19 protein-coding genes are annotated in these 17,529 nt (G+C 65.4%); 3 read left to right on the top strand and 16 right to left on the bottom strand.

Annotation, left to right across the window (positions count from 1 at the left end; translation table 11 throughout):
- Positions 1–16: 16 nt before the first annotated feature.
- The 12 genes from nuoK to HV798_RS01025 form a co-directional block, all read right to left on the bottom strand.
- A complete protein-coding gene (nuoK, locus tag HV798_RS01080; RefSeq protein WP_025137065.1) occupies positions 17–325 on the bottom strand; it encodes an NADH-quinone oxidoreductase subunit NuoK in 309 nt (102 codons plus the stop codon).
- The gene (locus HV798_RS01075) at positions 322–978 is read right to left on the bottom strand and encodes an NADH-quinone oxidoreductase subunit J (RefSeq protein WP_175190979.1); all 657 of its coding nucleotides are present in this window, start codon (positions 976–978) and stop codon (positions 322–324) included. Before HV798_RS01075 ends, nuoK begins: the two co-directional genes overlap by 4 nt.
- A 17-nt stretch (positions 979–995) precedes the next feature.
- Complete coding sequence (gene nuoI / locus HV798_RS01070; RefSeq protein ID WP_025137063.1) at positions 996–1,484, bottom strand: NADH-quinone oxidoreductase subunit NuoI; 489 nt, start codon at positions 1,482–1,484, stop codon at positions 996–998.
- Positions 1,485–1,505: 21 nt separating this feature from the next.
- On the bottom strand, positions 1,506–2,579 hold the full coding sequence (gene nuoH / locus HV798_RS01065; RefSeq protein ID WP_175190978.1) for an NADH-quinone oxidoreductase subunit NuoH: 1,074 nt from the start codon (positions 2,577–2,579) through the stop codon (positions 1,506–1,508).
- Positions 2,579–4,906 (bottom strand): NADH-quinone oxidoreductase subunit NuoG, encoded by a 2,328-nt coding sequence (gene nuoG, locus HV798_RS01060; RefSeq protein ID WP_175190977.1) that lies wholly within the window; start codon positions 4,904–4,906, stop codon positions 2,579–2,581. Before nuoG ends, nuoH begins: the two co-directional genes overlap by 1 nt.
- 15 nt (positions 4,907–4,921) lie before the next feature.
- On the bottom strand, positions 4,922–6,289 hold the full coding sequence (nuoF, locus tag HV798_RS01055; protein ID WP_025137060.1) for an NADH-quinone oxidoreductase subunit NuoF: 1,368 nt from the start codon (positions 6,287–6,289) through the stop codon (positions 4,922–4,924).
- Entirely contained in the window at positions 6,286–6,780 is a 495-nt protein-coding gene (gene nuoE, locus HV798_RS01050) for an NADH-quinone oxidoreductase subunit NuoE (RefSeq protein WP_025137059.1), read from the bottom strand. The genes nuoF and nuoE overlap by 4 nt, the downstream gene beginning before the upstream one ends.
- A gap of 47 nt (positions 6,781–6,827) precedes the next feature.
- Positions 6,828–8,084: an NADH-quinone oxidoreductase subunit D gene (locus HV798_RS01045; protein ID WP_054429653.1), complete on the bottom strand. Its 1,257-nt coding sequence runs from the start codon at positions 8,082–8,084 to the stop codon at positions 6,828–6,830.
- Between the two features lie 3 nt (positions 8,085–8,087).
- The gene (locus HV798_RS01040) at positions 8,088–8,714 is read right to left on the bottom strand and encodes an NADH-quinone oxidoreductase subunit C (RefSeq protein ID WP_175190976.1); all 627 of its coding nucleotides are present in this window, start codon (positions 8,712–8,714) and stop codon (positions 8,088–8,090) included.
- Between the two features lie 81 nt (positions 8,715–8,795).
- Complete coding sequence (locus tag HV798_RS01035) at positions 8,796–9,272, bottom strand: NuoB/complex I 20 kDa subunit family protein (RefSeq protein WP_006217960.1); 477 nt, start codon at positions 9,270–9,272, stop codon at positions 8,796–8,798.
- 51 nt (positions 9,273–9,323) lie between these two features.
- Positions 9,324–9,683 (bottom strand): NADH-quinone oxidoreductase subunit A, encoded by a 360-nt coding sequence (locus HV798_RS01030; protein WP_006217959.1) that lies wholly within the window; start codon positions 9,681–9,683, stop codon positions 9,324–9,326.
- A 313-nt stretch (positions 9,684–9,996) separates the two neighbouring features.
- Positions 9,997–11,109 carry a porin gene (locus tag HV798_RS01025; RefSeq protein WP_175190975.1) on the bottom strand — a complete coding sequence of 371 codons (1,113 nt, stop codon included), beginning with the start codon at positions 11,107–11,109 and terminating at the stop codon, positions 9,997–9,999.
- A gap of 455 nt (positions 11,110–11,564) precedes the next feature.
- On the opposite strand from HV798_RS01025, the gene HV798_RS01020 reads away from it, so the two are divergent.
- Genes HV798_RS01020 through HV798_RS01010 form a run of 3 tightly spaced genes read left to right on the top strand, consistent with a single transcriptional unit; the run spans position 11,565 to position 13,053 of the window.
- The gene (locus HV798_RS01020; protein WP_175190974.1) at positions 11,565–12,179 is read left to right on the top strand and encodes a TetR/AcrR family transcriptional regulator; all 615 of its coding nucleotides are present in this window, start codon (positions 11,565–11,567) and stop codon (positions 12,177–12,179) included.
- The gene (locus tag HV798_RS01015) at positions 12,176–12,622 is read left to right on the top strand and encodes a PaaI family thioesterase (RefSeq protein ID WP_029953715.1); all 447 of its coding nucleotides are present in this window, start codon (positions 12,176–12,178) and stop codon (positions 12,620–12,622) included. The genes HV798_RS01020 and HV798_RS01015 overlap by 4 nt, the downstream gene beginning before the upstream one ends.
- Positions 12,619–13,053: an NAD(P)-binding domain-containing protein gene (locus tag HV798_RS01010; protein ID WP_025137053.1), complete on the top strand. Its 435-nt coding sequence runs from the start codon at positions 12,619–12,621 to the stop codon at positions 13,051–13,053. Before HV798_RS01015 ends, HV798_RS01010 begins: the two co-directional genes overlap by 4 nt.
- Here the strand turns inward: HV798_RS01010 and HV798_RS01005 are convergent.
- The 4 genes from HV798_RS01005 to HV798_RS00990 form a co-directional block, all read right to left on the bottom strand.
- Positions 13,024–13,791, bottom strand: a complete 768-nt coding sequence (locus HV798_RS01005) for a phosphatase PAP2 family protein (RefSeq protein WP_175190973.1) — start codon at positions 13,789–13,791, stop codon at positions 13,024–13,026. The two genes, HV798_RS01010 and HV798_RS01005, sit on opposite strands and share 30 nt — an antisense overlap.
- 11 nt (positions 13,792–13,802) lie before the next feature.
- Entirely contained in the window at positions 13,803–14,597 is a 795-nt protein-coding gene (locus HV798_RS01000; protein WP_175190972.1) for a metallophosphoesterase family protein, read from the bottom strand.
- Positions 14,594–15,568 (bottom strand): diacylglycerol/lipid kinase family protein, encoded by a 975-nt coding sequence (locus HV798_RS00995; RefSeq protein WP_175191119.1) that lies wholly within the window; start codon positions 15,566–15,568, stop codon positions 14,594–14,596. Before HV798_RS00995 ends, HV798_RS01000 begins: the two co-directional genes overlap by 4 nt.
- A 99-nt stretch (positions 15,569–15,667) precedes the next feature.
- Positions 15,668–17,467 carry a gamma-glutamyltransferase family protein gene (locus tag HV798_RS00990; RefSeq protein ID WP_175190971.1) on the bottom strand — a complete coding sequence of 600 codons (1,800 nt, stop codon included), beginning with the start codon at positions 17,465–17,467 and terminating at the stop codon, positions 15,668–15,670.
- Positions 17,468–17,529 lie beyond the last annotated feature (62 nt).

Raw genomic sequence — 17,529 nt, 5'->3', positions numbered from 1 at the left:
TTCTTCCAATACCCCGTCAGCCCTTCAGGCGATCGAGATCGTCAACGTTGATCGTGTTCAGGTTGCGGAATAGCAGCACCAGGATGGCCAGGCCGATCGCCGCTTCAGCGGCGGCCACGGTCAGGATGAAGAACACGAACACCTGGCCGGCGGTGTCGCCGAACCAGCTGGAGAACGCCACGAAGTTCATGTTGACGGCCAGGAGCACCAGCTCGATGGACATCAAGAGAATGATCAGGTTGCGGCGGTTCAGGAAGATGCCGAAGATCCCGATGGCGAACAGGATCGCCCCCAGGATCAGATAGTGGGCCAGCGTCAGCGTCATTGTTTTTCTCCTTGGGGCGCGGCGGCGGCAGGCGCCGAGGCGCCATTCTTGGCCTGAGCGCGCTCGCTCTGGGCGGGCATGCTCACCATGCGGAAGCGATCCTTCGAACGCACGCGGACAGCGGCAACCGGGTCGTTGTACTTGACGTCGCGGCGGCGGCGCAGGGTCAGGGCAATGGCAGCGACCATGCCGACCAGCAGCAGCGCAGCGCCGACTTCGATGGCGTAGATGTACTGCGTGTACATCACTTCACCGAGGGCACGGGCGTTGTTGTAGTCGCCGGCAACCGGGGCTTGCGGGCCCGAGCCGTACCAGGTCGACCCCAGCACGAAGGCCATTTCCACCACCATGACCAGACCGATGATCAGGCCCAGCGGCAGGTAGGTCTTCATGCCTTCGCGCAGGGCATCCATGCGGATGTCCAGCATCATGACGACGAACAGGAAGAGCACCATCACGGCGCCCACGTACACCAGCACCAGCAGCAGCGCGAGGAACTCGGCGCCCAGCAGCATCCAGAGCATGGCCGCGTTGGTGAAGGCCAGGATCAGGTGCAGGACGGCGGTGACCGGGCTGCGCGCGGTGATCACGCGGAACGCCGCGATCACCAGCACGGCGGCCAGTATGTAAAACAGGACAGTGGTAAAAGTCATGGATCAGGACCCTGGGCTCAACGGTAGGGAGCGTCTTCGGCCCGGCGGCGGGCGATGTCGGCTTCGTAGCGGTCGCCCACGGCGAGCAGCATGTCTTTGGTGAAATACAGGTCGCCGCGCTTTTCACCGTGGTATTCGTGGATATGGGTTTCCACGATCGAGTCCACGGGGCAGCTTTCTTCACAGAAGCCGCAGAAAATGCACTTGGTCAGGTCGATGTCGTAACGCGTGGTGCGGCGGGTGCCGTCATCGCGCTGGTCCGATTCGATGGTGATGGCCAGTGCGGGGCACACGGCTTCACACAGTTTGCACGCGATGCAGCGCTCTTCCCCGTTGGGGTAGCGGCGCAATGCGTGCAGCCCGCGGAAACGCGCCGACGTCGGCGTCTTTTCCTGCGGGTAGCGCAAGGTGACCTTGCGCTTGAAGAAATACTTGCCCGTCAGGCGCATGCCCTTGAGCAGTTCGGCCAGCATCAAGCTGCCGAAGAAATCTTTGATCGCTTCCATATCCTGCCTCTGCCTGGCGGCTTAGCGCCAAATGTTCCAGGGCGTCTGCATCCAGATCGCCACCACGACCAGCCAAACGCCGGTCAGCGGGATGAAGATTTTCCAACCCAAACGCATGATCTGGTCGTAGCGGTAGCGCGGGAAAGAAGCGCGGAACCACACGAACAACGAGACCACGAAGAACGTCTTGAGACCCAGCCAGATCCAACCCGGAATCCAGGTCAGCGGCACGATATCGATCGGCGATGCCCAGCCGCCCAGGAACATGATCGATGCCATGCACGACAGCAGGATCATGTTGGCGTATTCACCCAGGAAGAACAGGGCGAAGGCCATACCCGAGTACTCGACCATGTGACCGGCCACGATTTCGGATTCGCCTTCCACCACGTCGAACGGGTGGCGGTTGGTTTCGGCCACGGCCGAGATCACGTAGATCACGAACAGCGGCAACAGCGGCAGCCAGTTCCAGGACAGGAACGTCAGGCCCTTGTCGGCGAACCAGCCGCGGTTCTGCACATGCACGATTTCCGACATGTTCAGGCTGCCGGACACCAGCAGCACCGTCACCAGCACGAAGCCGATGGCCAGTTCATAGGACAGCATCTGGGCCGAGGCGCGCAGCGCGCCCAGGAACGCGTACTTGGAATTCGAGGCCCAGCCGGCGACGATCACGCCATACACGCCGATGGACGTGATGGCCATGATGTACAGCAGGCCGGCGTTGACGTTGGCCAGCACGACGTCGGGGCCGAAGGGCACCACGGCCCAGGCCGCCAGCGCCGGCATCAGCGTGACCACGGGGGCCACGATGAACAGCACCTTGTTGGCCTGGCTGGGGACCACGACTTCCTTGGTCAGCAGCTTGAAGACGTCGGCGAAAGGCTGCAGCAGCCCCTTGAAGCCGACGCGGTTCGGGCCCATGCGCACGTGCATGGCGCCGATCATCTTGCGTTCCCAGTACGTCAGGTAGGCGACGCACAGGATGATCGGCACGGCGATGACGACAATCTTGATGAGGGTCCAGAGCACCATCCAGACCGTCGGGCCCAGCAGTGCCGTACCCTGGCTTTCAAGAACATTGAGCCATTCCATCAGGCACGCTCCACGCTGAGTTGACCAAATGCGCCACCCAGGGCTGCGGTATTTTCAAAGGCTGCGGAAATGCGCACGGCGCGATCGGCCACGGCATCGTCCTGCACGGTTTCGAGCTCGACAGCGCCCTGCCCGCCCGTCACGCGCACCTTGACGCCGGCGGTCAGGCCGAGGCTGGTGAGCGTGCGGCCGTTCATGCGCGCGGCGGGCTTCTTCGAAGCCGGCGCGGCCTGCAGCGGTTCCGAGCGGCGCACCATGGCGTCGCTGCGGTAGATCGGCACGTCGGCAACGCGTTCCAGGCCGGCCACGGCCTGGCCCAGGCCCAGCGGTGCCTTGATGTCGTTGGACAGGCGGCCTTCGATGCCACCGGCCAGCGCGGCGTCGCGCACGGATTCGGAGGTTTCGTCGTCGAAGCCGGCCAGGTGCAGGACGTTGCCCAGCACGCGCAGGACCTTCCAGGCCGGACGGGTCTGGCCGAACGGCGCGACCGTGCCCTTGAAGCTCTGGGCCAGGCCCTGGGCGTTGACGAACGTACCCGAGGTTTCGGTGAACGGCGCCACCGGCAGCATGACGTCGGCCCACTCGGCGGCGGCCGAACGGTAAGGCGTCAGGGCCACGGCGAACTGCGCGCCGCGCAGCGCGGCGATTGCCTGCTGGCCGTTGTCGGCATCCAGCAGCGGCTCGGCGTGCAGCACGACGTAGGCCTTGAGCGGCTCGGCCAGCATGGCGGCGGCGTTCTTGCCGCCCTTGCCCGGCACGGCACCGGCCAGGTAACCGCCGACGGTGTTGCCGCCGGAGGTCAGGAAGCCGAACTTGCCGCCGGCCAGGTCAGCCACGGCGCGGCCGTTGGCGGCCAGGGTCGAGGCCTGGGCGCTGGCCACGGCCAGGTTGCCCAGCAGCACGGCGGTGTTGGCGCCGGAAGCCAGGCTGGCGGCGATGATCTTGGCGCTTTCGCCCGGCGTGACCGAGGCGAATTCGGCCGGCACCGCGGCGTCCTTGGCCTGGGCCAGGGCGACGGCGACTTCGGCCAGCGCGCGCGGCAGCTCGGACGGGGCCACGGTGATGCGGCCGGCGACGGGCATCAGGGGATCGTCGGCGGCGCTGTCGACCATCAGGATCTGCGTGCCGCGCTTGGCGGCTTGGCGCAGGCGCTGGGCCATCAGCGGGTGATCCTTGCGCAGGAACGAGCCGACCACCAGGACGCGGTCCAGGTTGTCGAGTTCGGCGATGGGCATGCCCAGCCACGGCGCGCCGGTCAGGGCGGCGTCGAAGGCGGCATCGGTCTGGCGCAGGCGGAAGTCGATGTTTTCCGAACCCAGCGCGCGCACCAGGCGGCCCAGCAGTGCGTATTCTTCAGTGGTGGCGTATTCGGACGCCAGCGCGCCGATCTGGCCGGCGCCGAAGCTGTCGCGAACCCGCGACAGGCCTTGGGCCACGGCAGCCAGGGCGTCGGCCCACGAGGCTTCCTGCCACTTGCCGTCGGTGCCCTTGATCATCGGGGCGGACAGGCGGTCTTCGCTGTTCAGGCCTTCGTACGAGAAGCGGTCGCGGTCGCTGATCCAGCATTCGTTGACGGCTTCGTCTTCGAACGGGACCACGCGCATCACGCGGTCGCCCTTGACCTGGACGACCAGGTTGGCACCCAGGCTGTCGTGCGGGCTGACCGAACGGCGGCGAGCCAGTTCCCAGGTACGGGCGCTGTAGCGGAAGGGCTTGGAGGTCAGCGCGCCCACCGGACAGATGTCGATCATGTTGCCCGAGAGCTCGGACTCGATCGAGCGGCCCACGAACGACGTGATTTCGGAGTGTTCGCCACGGCCCAGCATGCCCAGTTCCATGACGCCGGCGATTTCCTGGCCGAAGCGCACGCAGCGGGTGCAGTGGATGCAGCGGCTCATTTCCTCGGCGGAAACCAGCGGACCGAGGTCCTTGTGGAACACCACGCGCTTTTCTTCCTGGTAGCGCGAGGCGGAGCCGCCATAACCCACGGCCAGATCCTGCAGCTGGCATTCGCCGCCCTGATCGCAGATCGGGCAGTCGAGCGGGTGATTGATGAGCAAGAATTCCATCACCGACTTCTGAGCGGCGCGAGCCTTCTCGGAGCAGGTGTGCACGACCATGCCGTTCGTCACGGGGGTCGCGCAGGCGGGCAGCGCCTTGGGCGCTTTTTCCACTTCGACCAGGCACATGCGGCAGTTCGCCGCGATGGACAGTTTCTTGTGGTAGCAGAAATGCGGCACGTAAAGCCCGACTTTCTGGGCCGCATGCATCACCATGCTGCCTTCGGGCACTTCTACCGTATTGCCGTCGACGGTTAGTTCAACCATTGCTGTTCCTGAGACCTACAGATATTGCGGAACCACACAAGACTTGTGCTCGATGTGGTGCGCGAATTCGTCGCGAAAATGCTTGAGGAAGCCACGGACGGGCATGGCGGCGGCGTCACCCAGGGCGCAGATGGTGCGGCCCATGATGTTGCCTGCCACGTTGTCCAGCATGTCCAGATCTTCCGGACGGCCGTGACCGTTTTCGATGCGGTGCACCATGCGGTAGAGCCAGCCGGTGCCTTCGCGGCACGGCGTGCACTGGCCGCAGCTTTCCTCGAAATAGAAATACGACAGGCGCAGCAGCGACTTCACCATGCAGCGCGTTTCGTCCATGACGATGACGGCGCCCGAACCCAGCATGGAACCCGCCTTGGCGATGGCGTCGTAGTCCATCGTGGTTTCCATCATGATGTCGGCCGGCAGCACCGGGGCGCTGGAGCCGCCGGGGATGACCGCCTTGAGCTTCTTGCCACCGCGCATGCCGCCTGCCAGTTCCAGCAGGGTCGAGAACGGGGTGCCCAGCGGGATCTCGTAGTTGCCGGGACGTTCGACGTCGCCGGTGATCGAGAACAGCTTGGTGCCGCCGTTGTTGGGCTTGCCGACTTCGAGGTAGGCCTGGCCGCTGTTGCGGATGATCCAGGGCACCGCCGCGAAGGTTTCGGTGTTGTTGATGGTGGTGGGCTTGCCGTACAGGCCGAAGCTGGCGGGGAAAGGCGGCTTGAAGCGCGGCTGGCCTTTCTTGCCTTCCAGCGATTCGAGCAGCGCGGTTTCTTCGCCGCAGATGTAGGCGCCGTAGCCGTGGAAGGCGTGCAGCTGGAAGTTGAATTCCGAACCCAGGATCTTGTCGCCCAGGAAGCCGGCGGCGCGCGCCTCTTCGAGGGCCTCTTCGAAGCGCTCGTACACTTCGAAGATTTCACCGTGGATGTAGTTGTAGCCGACGCTGATGCCCATGGCGTAGGCGGCAATGGCCATGCCTTCGATCACGATGTGCGGGTTGAAGCGCAGGATGTCGCGATCCTTGAACGTGCCCGGTTCGCCTTCGTCGGAGTTGCAGACGAGGTACTTCTGGCCCGGGAAGGCGCGCGGCATGAAGCTCCACTTCAGGCCGGTCGGGAAGCCCGCGCCGCCACGGCCACGCAGGCCCGAGGCCTTGACTTCGGCGATCACGTCTTCCGGCTTCATGCCGGTGGTGAGGATCTTGCGCAGGGCTTCGTAGCCGCCGCGCTTGACGTAGTCGGCCAGGCGCCAGTTGGCGCCGTCGACGTCGGCCATGATCTGCGGCTTGATGTGCCGGCCGTGCAGGCACATCGAATTGGCCAGGTCGTTCAGCGGGTTGGGCTCGAGCCCTTGCGCGAACTGCTTGTAGATGTCGGGCGCGTTCATGCCGACTCTCCTTGCGCCTTGAGGGTCGCGACCAGCGCGTCCAGCTTCTCTTCGGTCATGCGCACGCACATATGCTTGTTGTTCACGATCAGCACGGGGGAATCGCCGCAAGCGCCCATGCATTCACCCTCGACCAGGGTGAACTGGCCGTCGGCGGTGGTTTCGCGATAGTCCACGCCCAGCTTGCGCTTGAGGTAGTCGCCGGCGCGTTCGCCGTCGCGCAAGGCACAGGGCAAGTTCGTGCAGACGGCGATCTTGTTCTTGCCGACGGGCTTGACGTCGAACATGTTGTAGAAGGTGGCGACTTCCTGGACCGCGATGGGCGGGACGCCGATGTAGTTGGCCACATCTTCAATAATGTCGGTAGCCAACCAGCCCTTCTCTTCTTGCGCGATCGCAAGAGAGGCCATGATGGCGGACTGCCGCTGGTCGGCCGGGAACTTCGCGAGTTCTCGGTCGATTTTCTGGTAGGCCTGTTCGGAAAGCAGCATAGTTTGAATCCGGGTTATGCGGGCGTGCTCGTGACTGTCTGGGCGGATCAGCGATCGATCTCGCCGAAAACGATGTCTTGCGTACCAATGATGGTGACGGCGTCGGCGATCATGTGACCGCGCGACATTTCATCCAGCGATTGCAGGTGGACAAAGCCGGGCGCCCGAATCTTCAGGCGGTACGGCTTGTTGGCGCCGTCCGACACCAGGTAGATGCCGAACTCGCCCTTCGGGTGTTCCACCGAGGCAAACGCTTCACCGGGGGGCACGTGGAAACCTTCGGTGAAGAGCTTGAAGTGATGGATCAGCTCTTCCATGTTGGTCTTCATGGCGGTGCGCTTGGGCGGGGCGATCTTGTGATTCTCGATCATGACCGGACCCGGGTTGTTGCGCAGCCATTCCACGCACTGGCGGATGATGCGGTTGCTTTCACGCATTTCGGCGATACGGACCAGGTAGCGGTCGTAGCAGTCGCCGTTGACACCCACGGGGATGTCGAAATCGAGCAGGTCGTAGACTTCGTAGGGCTGCATCTTGCGCAAGTCCCAGGCGACGCCCGAACCGCGCAGCATCGGGCCGGTGAAGCCCAGCGCCTTGGCGCGTTCGGGATCGACCACGCCGATGCCCACCAGACGCTGCTTCCAGATGCGGTTGTCGGTGAGCAGGGTTTCGTACTCGTCGACGCAGGCGGGGAAACGGTTGGTGAAGTCTTCGATGAAGTCCAGCAGTGAACCGGAACGGGCGTCGTTCATGACGCGCATTTCCTTTTCGCCGCGGTATTTGCTGGTGTCGCCGTACTGCGGCATCGTGTCCGGCAGGTCGCGGTAGACGCCGCCCGGACGGTAGTAGGCCGCGTGCATGCGCGCGCCCGAGACCGCTTCGTAGCAGTCCATCAGGTCTTCGCGTTCACGGAAGGCGTACAGGAACACGGCCATGGCGCCCACGTCCAGCGCGTGCGAGCCCAGCGACATCAGGTGGTTCAGGAGACGGGTGATCTCGTCGAACATCACGCGGATGTATTGCGCGCGCAGCGGGGCTTCGACACCCAGCAGCTTTTCGATGGCCATGACATAGGCGTGCTCGTTGCACATCATGGACACGTAGTCCAGGCGGTCCATGTAGGGCAGCGCCTGGATGTAGGTCTTGTGCTCGGCCAGCTTTTCGGTGGCGCGATGCAGCAGGCCGATGTGCGGGTCGGCGCGCTGGATGACTTCGCCGTCCAGCTCGAGCACCAGGCGCAGCACACCGTGCGCAGCCGGGTGCTGCGGGCCGAAGTTAAGCGTGTAGTTCTTGATTTCTGCCATGATTTAACGCCCCAAGCCGTAGGTGTCTTCGCGGACCACGCGCGGAGTGATCTCGCGCGGATCGATCGTGACGGGCTGGTAAATGACGCGCCGTTGTTCCGGGTCGTAACGCATTTCGACGGTGCCGGACAGCGGGAAGTCCTTGCGGAACGGGTGGCCGATGAAGCCGTAGTCGGTGAGGATGCGGCGCAGGTCGGGGTGGCCTTCGAAGACGATGCCGTACAGGTCGAAGGCTTCGCGTTCGAACCAGCCCACGGCCGGCCAGCATTCCATCAGCGAGGCAACCATCGGGAATTCGTCGTCGGCGGCCCAGGTGCGTACGCGCAGGCGCCAGTTGTTCTCGATGGACAAGAGGTGCACGACGATCGCGAAACGGGCGCGGTGGATCTTGGCGTTGGCTTCCTCGGGCAGCTCGCGCGTGCCGTTGCCCCACGTCAGGTAGTCGACGCCACAGAGGTCGATACAGGTTTCAAAGCGCAGGCCGGCTTCGGTGCGCAGCTTGTTGCAGACGGAGAACCACTGTTCCGCGGGCACTTCGAGCGTCAGCTCGCCCAACGCCTCGGTCAGCGCGATATCCGCGCCGAGGGTGGTCTGCAAATTGTTTTTCAGGGTTTCGAGCCTGGTCATCATCTTGTACGCTTAGGTGAACCGATACGCTGTTTCGAAGAGGCCTGCGGCGGCGTTGTGGCAGCCGCGGACCGGTACGAAGAATCAGCGCGCAATCGTGTTGGTCAGACGGATCTTGTTCTGCATCTGCAGCAAGCCGTAGACCAGCGCCTCGGCCGTGGGCGGGCAGCCCGGCACGTAGACGTCTACCGGTACGATGCGATCGCAGCCGCGCACCACGGAATACGAGTAGTGGTAGTAACCACCGCCATTGGCACAGGAGCCCATGGACACCACCCAGCGCGGCTCGGGCATCTGGTCATAGACCTTGCGCAGCGCCGGCGCCATCTTGTTGCACAGCGTGCCGGCGACGATCATCAGATCGGACTGGCGGGGGCTGGGACGGAAGATGATGCCGAACTGGTCCAGGTCGTAGCGGGCCGCGCCCGCGTGCATCATCTCGACCGCGCAACAGGCCAGGCCGAAGGTCATGGGCCACATGGAGCCCGTCTTCGCCCAGTTAAGGAACTTGTCGGCGCTGGTAGTGATGAACCCTTGCTTGAGAATGCCGTCTATAGCCATATTCGTCTCTGATAGCGTGCAGTGAAATGCAGTGAACAACCCGGCAGCGGGTTATTCCCAATCCAGCGCGCCCTTTTTCCATTCGTAGATGAAGCCGACGGTCAACACGGCGAGGAAAACCATGACCGTCCAGAAGCCGACGAGCCCGACCGTACCTTGGGCGATGGCCCAGGGGAACAGGAACGCGATTTCCAGGTCGAAAAGAATGAACAGAATCGCCACGAGGTAGTAGCGCACGTCAAACTTCATGCGAGCGTCTTCGAAGGCTTCGAAGCCGCACTCATAGGGTGATAGCTTCTCGGCGTAAGGACGCCGCGGGCCAAGGAGGGAGCCGGCCGTCAGAAGCGCGAACCCGATAAGGGTGGCCACTACGATAAACAGCAGGACGGGGAAATACTGTTGCAGGTTCATTCAGGCGTCCGTCAAATGCGCAAACCTTAGGATTGTAGCATTCGCGCGGTTACTTCTGGCTGAACTCTGTAGCGGGAACAGCGGGTGAAAGACTGCATTCCTCTGATGGAACAATGGCAGTTTTCGGCGGAAGAAAACAAGCTTAACGCAAGCCGCGCCCATACTGCCCGCACGCGCCGCAAAACGCCCGCACAGTGGCCGCAAAATCCCATTTGAAAATAAAAAAAGCCACCCCGAAAGGTGGCTTCATATGAGCGGGCCGAAGCCCGCTCATGCACTGCGAATCGAGGCAGGACTTGCGCCCTGCTTTCGATTAGAAGCGGTGACGGATGCCGACGCCGACAGCGGTCGACTTCAGGCCGTCGATGAAGGCGTAGTTCTTGGCATACGAACCGTACGTGTACAGGTTGGTACGCTTGGACAGGTCGTACGTGTAGCCCAGGTTGAACACGTTCATCGTAGCGTCGTCGCCGGTCAGCTGCGTGCCGCTGGCCGAAACGCGCTGCCACGAACCGAACAGGCTCGAAGCGCCGCCGATCGGGGCCGACAGGCCGACCAGGTACGAGTTGGCCTTGAAGCCATCAGCGAAGGCGTTGGTGCCGAAGCCGACGGTGCCGGCCGAGGTCTTGACGTCTTGGCTACCGAACCAGCCGTCGGTCGTGCGAGCGTAGGCCAGAGCCAGCTTCACAACTTCGAAGTCGTACGAACCGCCGATGGTGTATTGACGCGGGGTGGCGTCAACTTGACCTTGGGTCAGCTTGTTCGAAGCGTTCAGTTGGTCGAACGACAGAGCGACGTTCAGCGGGCCGTTGACGTAACGCAGGCCGGTCGTGATGGCGCGGGTGTTGTCGGCGGTCTTGAAGCCGGTTTGAGCGGTGTTGGTGTCGTTGGCGTTGAACGAGTAGCCGATACCGAACTGGAAGCCGCTGAACGACGGGGTTTGGTACAGGACCATGTTGTCGTAGCGGACGGTGTTCGTGGCGCTCAGGCCCATACCGATGTTAGCTTGGCCGAAACCAGCGCCGAACGGGTCGATCGAGCCGAAGTACTTCGACGCGATGTTGGTTTGGCGACCGAAGTCCAGTTGACCCCAGCTGTCGCTGGCCAGACCGACGGTGGCTTGACGACCGAACAGACGGCCACCTTGGGCCGACGTGCCGTTACCCGAATCAAAGCCCGATTCCAGTTGGAAAACAGCGCGCAGGCCGTCACCCAGATCTTCCGAACCACGCAGACCCCAGCGCGAACCGTTCTGGACGCCGTTGATCATGCCGAACTTGCTACCGTTCTGAGCGTCGGTACCACCGCTGATCTTGTTGTAGCCGAGGCCCGTGTCGATGATGCCGTACAGGGTGACAGACGTTTCTGCCTGGGCGACACCGGCGAAACCGGCGAGCAGGGCGGCAGCGAGCAGAGTCTTTTTCATTTAAGAAATCTCCGTTGATTTGAGTGACAAGAGCAGCAATCCAGCAAACCAGCCTGCCGCCCCCCTAACTCCGCGAAGGGAAGTTGACGCTATTGCATCAAAAATCAGGGGGGCTGGCTATGGTCCGGGTCAGAAAAGTGCAGGTTTGCGACAGCCCTGTTGGGATATTGCAACATCGCGCCAATGGCACTAGGGCTAACCCGGCGTTTTGCAAACGACCACGTATCCATGCGACTTTCAGCCCTGGCCCTAATAAATGAGCCGCATCGAGGGCGTTTCTTTCAGGCGCCTTTCCCATCCCGCAAGACCCCTTGACCTGCGTTTGCCCGAGCCGCCCTTGAGGATTGGGTCCGATCTTTCGCGTCAGTTTCAATAACGTTGTTATATAAATAAATCATCGATATTATTTGAGAACACCGAGATACCCCGATGGCCCGCCGCGGCTTCCTGGAAACATGCCCACCCCGACCCAACGCGCCGACCGCAATGAACGCCTGAGCGCCCTGCGCCGCCAGATGATCCTGGACGCCGCGCAACGCGTGTTCGAGCGCGACGGCCTGGAAAAGACCACGCTGCGCGCGATCGCCAAGGAGGCGGGGTGCACCACAGGCGCGATCTACCCCTGGTTCGGGGGCAAGGAGATCCTGTACGGCGCCCTGCTCGACGAATCCCTGCAGCGGCTGCACACGCATCTGGCAGCGGCGACAGCGGGCGGCGAGGCGGCCACGGCCGCGCGCCGGGCAATCCAGGCCTTCTTTGGCTACTACGCCGAGCGCCGCACCGATTTCTCCCTGGGCCTGTACCTGTTCCAGGGGCTGGGGCCGCGCGGCCTGGGCCGCGACATGGACGAACAGCTCAACGGCCGGTTGCGCCAATGCGTGGACCTGGTGGGTGTCGCCCTGGGGCGGACCAAGGCCTGGCCCCCGGAAACCGTCCTGGCCGAGCAGATGAATGTCTTCACCTATCTCATCGGCCTGTTGCTGCTGCTGCACACCCATCGCCTGAAATCCCTGGGCCAGCGGGCCGACGTCCTCCTGGATCACTACTGCAACGCGCTGGAACAACGATGACCGCCACCACCCTGCCCTGCGCCGATGCCGAGGCGCCGCTGATCAGCCTGGCCGACTTTCGCCTGCTGCTGGCCGAACAACACCCGTTTTCGCTGCTGCTGGGCATCGAGGTGCAGCAGATCGGCCGCGGCACCGCGCTGGCGGTGCTGCCTGCCCGCGACAGCCACCAGCGGCTGGGCGGCATCGTGGCCGGACCCATGCTGATGGGGCTGGCAGACCTGGCCATGTATGCGGCGGTGGTCGGCGCCACCGGGCAGGCCCACGCCGTGACGGCCAGCCTGACCATCAATTTCCTGCGGAAAAGCCCGGCCGGGGCGATTCATGCCGATGCGCGGCTGCTGAAGGTGGGCCGGCTGTCGGCGGGCGAGGTCATCCTGACCGCCGCCGGGTCGGACGAGCCGCTGGCGCATATCGTCAGCACCTGGTCGGTGCCCAAGCCATGAGCCCGCGGATCAGCATCGTGGGCATGGGCCGCACCGGCACGCTGGCGGCACGGCGGCTGCTGGCGGCCGAGCCCGACATCGCCCTGACGGTCTATGACATCGACCCGGACCGCTGCGAAGATTTTCGGGGCAGCGCCACGTTGGCGACCTCGGCCCGCGAGGCGCTGGCCGAATCGGACACCATCGTGCTGGCGCTGCCGCGCGAACGCGAGATCGACCGCACGCTGGAACGCTTCAGCGACGGCGAGGTGACGGCGCAGGTGGCGGGCAAACTGATCGTGGACCTGGAACCACCGCCCCCGGAGCGGGCGCGCCGGCTGGACCAGGCGATTGCCACGGCCGGCGGGCGCTATGCCTGCGCGCCGCTGCGCCCGGCCTCTGCCGGCGAGCCGCAGGCACGGTTACTGAACGCCCTGATCCTGCCGCGATGAGCGGCCCAGGCGCTCGGCCGCGGCCGCGCAGAGCGCCAGCCAGGCGAAACTGATGGCAAAGCCGGCGGCGACGTCGCTGGCGAAATGCACCTGCAACAGGATGCGGCTGAGCCCGATCGCCATGACCAGCGCGGCGGCCAGGGCTACCCCGGGCAGGCGCCACGGCCGGGGCGCCAGGCGCCAGGCCAGATAGCAGGCCGCACCGTACACCGCCATGGCGGCCGAGGCGTGGCCGCTGGGAAAGCTCCACCCCACCGCGGTGGCGAAACCGTGGTCGTGCTCGGGCCGGACGCGTTCAAAGCCATGCTTGAGCAGCCAGTTGAGCGCACCGCCCCCGCCGGTGGCGGCCGCGCAGAAGGCGGCCAGCAGCCATTGCCGCCGCAGCAGCAGCGTGGCGGTCATGGCCACGGCGATGACGGTCAGGAAATCGCGATCGCCCAGGGTGGTGAACCACGACAGCAGCCACAACAGCGAATCGGACAGCGACATGCTGAGCGCAGACGCCAGGGCGCTGTCGAATTCGACCACGCCGCCAGGCCGGGTGACCGCGGCCGCCAGGGACAGGAATGCCGCACAAGCCAGCCCCACCACACCGGCAAAGCCGGCCAGACGGGCGGATGGACGGGCCAGCACATAAGCGCGGGCCAGCGCCACCGCCAAGGCCGCCGACGCCAGCGGCAACAGGATCAAGAGGAGCAGCGCGTGGGAGGCGACCCACTCGGCATAGGCGGCGGTCATCGTGCCCCCCGCTATCCCGACACCAGGGTCTTGTCGACCGGGGCGAAGGCGTGGGTGGCGGCGGCGTAGTCCCAGCGCTCGACGTGGCAGACCTGCCCCTCGCCCGAGGGTTCGCGTGTGATGAGGTTGACCGAATTGGGGATGCTGCCGCGCACCCGGCGCGAGCAGGTGGTGCCGGCCTGCACCACCCAACCGGCTGCGAGCGCCGGGTCTGCACTGGCCGGCAGCACGTAAGGCAGGTGGATGTGGCCGCCCAGGATCAGGTCGATGCCGGCCTGGGCCCAGGCCGCCAGCGCGCGTTCGCGGCCGAACAGCAGATTGTGGCGATCGGATTCGACCTTGGCGCGCACCGGATGGTGCGCCACCACGACCCGCAACTGGCCTGGCCTGGCCTGGCGCAGGCGCTGCGCCACCCGGGCGATCTGCGCATCGGAGATCTCGCCATCCTTGTGGCGCCGCGGTCGGGTGGTATTGACGCCGATGGCCAGCAGCCCGGCGTTCTCGAAGACGGGCTCGAGCACGGCGCCCAGCGCCCGCTTGTAGTTGCCGTAGGGATTGAGCGCCCGGGCAAAGACGTTGTAGAGAGGAATGTCGTGGTTGCCCGGCACGGCCAGCACCGGCAGCGACAGGCGTTCGATGAACTTGCGGGCGGCGGCGAACTGGCCGCGGCGGGCGCGCTGGGTGATGTCGCCGCTGATGACGACCAGGTCCGGGGCCAGCGACCGGGCCAGGTCCAGCGCGGCCTCGACCACCGGTTTGCGCTCGGTGCCGAAGTGGGTGTCCGAGAACTGCAGGATGCGCGTCATGGGCGCGCTCCGGCGTGGGCGTCCGCCGGCACCACCAGCGGCAAGGGATGCTCGGACACCTTGAATTCGAGCGGGGTGTCCATCCAGGAAATTTCACCGTCCATCGCGACCTTGACCCGATGGCGTCCGCGGATGGCCACGGTGAGACGGTCGAAGGCGAAGCTGATGACGTGTTCGGCGTCGCCCAGGCGGCTGAACAGGCCGCGCAGCAGCAGGCCGTACAGCGCCAGCGTTCCCACCGGACGCGCGGCCATGGCGACCAGGCGGTTGCGGTCGAGTTCGGTGGGGTCGATGCCGATGTGTTCGAGTTGCAGGCGGTTGTTGCCCACCACCAGCGTCGGCGAGCGCAGGTCGCGCGCGCGCCCTTCGTATTCGAGCCGCAGGCTGAGCTGGCGCGGGGCGCGCAGCAGGGTCACCAGGCCGGACCACAAGGCCACCAGGCGGCTGCGGCCAAAGCGCTGCTTGTAGGCCTCGCGGTCTTCGAGCAATTGCGGATACAGGCCCAGGCTGGCGTTGACCAGGAAGAGGCGGCCATTGAGCATGCCCACCTGCACCGGCCGCAGTTCGCCGGCCAAGAGGCCGCGCAGCGCGGGTTCGGTGTCTTGCGAGATGCCGTAGCGGCGGCCGAAGTAGTTGAAGGTGCCCTGCGGCAGGATGCCGAACGGCACGCCCTGCCCCACCACCTGGCTGGCGACCGCATTGAGCGTGCCGTCGCCGCCAGCGGCCACCACGATGCCTTGCGACTCGCGGGCGTTGGCCACGGCCGCCTGCGCGGTCTCGGTCAGCCGCGATGGGTCGTCGACGGGCATCAGCTGGTAGGGGCGGCCGGCCTCGTCGAGCACGCGGCGGATGGTGTCCTGCAACACTTGCGCGTCGCCGCGCCCGGAGCCGGTATTCAGGACGATGAAGAGAGGTTCTTGTCCCGTCAGGGGACGAGCCCCTGTCACCGGGCTCTGCTGGTTTGGCGTCATGGGCAAAAGATAGCCCATGGCGGCAAATCGCCGCAACCGCGGCGGCTCGCGCGGCAGCGCAAGCCGCCGCGCGGTCCTGTGGCCCGATAGCCTGAAGGCCTAGCGACCGACGGCGTAGGCCTGCATCAGGCGCGGCGTGGCCGCGGCGTGCAGCAGGCCGTCGGCGTCGCGCGAGGCGGCGGTCAGGCGGCCGACCGACCATTGCGGCACTTCCTCGATCTGGTGCCCGCGCGCACGCAGGGCCTCGATGGTATCGACGCCGAAGCCGCTTTCGACCGCCAGGTGGCCCGGCTTGCGGTCGCGCGGATAGAACGACGACGGGAAGTGCATGGTGTGCGACATGGGCAGGTCGATGGCTTCCTGCAGGTTCAAGCCATGGTGCACGTGGCGCAGGAAGAACAGCAGTTGCCACTGTTCCTGCTGGTCGCCGCCCGGGGTGCCGAAGGCCAGGTAGGGCCGGCCGTCGCGCAAGGCCAGGGACGGGGTGAGCGTGGTGCGCGGGCGCTTGCCGGGCGCCAGCGTGCCGGGCAGGCCTTCTTCCAGCCAGAACATCTGGGCGCGGGTATTCAGGCCGAAGCCCAGTTCCGGAATGACCGGCGAAGACTGGAACCAGCCGCCCGACGGCGTGGCCGAGATCATGTTGCCCCAGCGGTCGATGACGTCCACGTGGGTGGTGTCGCCGCGCTTGACCGAGGCGCGCATGTCGGCCAGGGTCGGCTCGTTGGTGACGCTGCCGGGCGCCGAGACCTTGGACAGGCGTTGCAAGGTGTCCATGACGCGGGCGACCTGGGCTTCGAAGCCGGGAATCACGCCGGGCTGCAGTTCGTGCGAGGCCTGCTCGCCGATCAGGGCGCGGCGCGCGGCGTTGTAGTCGTCGGACAGCAACTGGTCCAGCGGCACGTCGACGAAGGCGGGATCGCCGTAGTAGGCCTCGCGGTCGGCGAAGGCCAGCTTCATGGCCTCGGTGACCCGGTGCACGAATTCGGCGCTGTTCGGCCCGACGCCGGCCAGGTCCATTTCTTTGAGCAGCGCCAGCGTTTGCAGGAACACCGGCCCCTGGCTCCAGGCGCCGGCCTTGGCGACGGTGTAGCCGTGGTAATCGTAGGTCGCGGGCTTGTCGTAGCTGGCCGACCAGCCGGCCAGATCGTCGGCGGTGATGACGCCGCGATGGCGTTCGCCGCTTTCGTCCATGACCTCGTTGCCGCGGGCGAACCGGTCGATGGCCTCGGCCACGAAGCCGCGGTAGAACGCGTCGCGGGCAGCCTCGATCTGGCGCTCGCGGTCGCCGCCGGCCTGTTCGGCGGCCTGCAGCACGCGAGTCCAGGTGCGGGCCAGCGCAGGGTTGCGGAACAGCTTGCGGGCCTCGGGCACGTTGCCGCCGGGCACGTAGATCTCGGCGGTGGTGGGCCAGTGGGTCTGGAAGAAGTCCTTCAGGCCGGCGATGGTGTTGGAGATGCGCGGCATCAGCGCATGGCCGTGCTCGGCGTAATAGATTGCGGGTTCGAGCACGTCGCGCACCCGCATGGTGCCGTGGTCGCGCAGCAGCTGCATCCAGGCATCGAACGCGCCGGGAATGACGGTGGCCAGGAGGCCGTTGCCGGGGATGAGTTTGAGGCCTTCGGCGCGGTAGCGGTCCAGCGTGGCGCCGGCCGGCGTGGTGCCCTGGCCGCACAGCACTTCCAGCTTCTGGGTGCGGGCGGAATAGAACACCGCGGGCACTTCGCCGGCCGGGCCGACCAGGTGGGGTTCCACCACTTGCAGCACGAAGGCCGAAGCGACACAGGCGTCGAAGGCGTTGCCGCCGCGTTCCAGCAGCGACATGCCGGCCGAGCTGGCCAGCCAGTGGGTAGAGGTCACGACACCGAAGGTGCCGAGGATTTCCGGGCGAGTCGTAAACATGGTGCGATCCTGTTGCGGACGGCGGGAAGCCGGTGGCCGCAGCAATAAGTAAAAACGGGACC

This window comes from Achromobacter deleyi (assembly GCF_902859705.1).
GTDB lineage: Bacteria > Pseudomonadota > Gammaproteobacteria > Burkholderiales > Burkholderiaceae_B > Achromobacter > Achromobacter deleyi.
The sequence above is the reverse complement of the archived record's forward strand: the minus strand, read 5'-3'. Positions and strand labels throughout refer to the sequence as shown.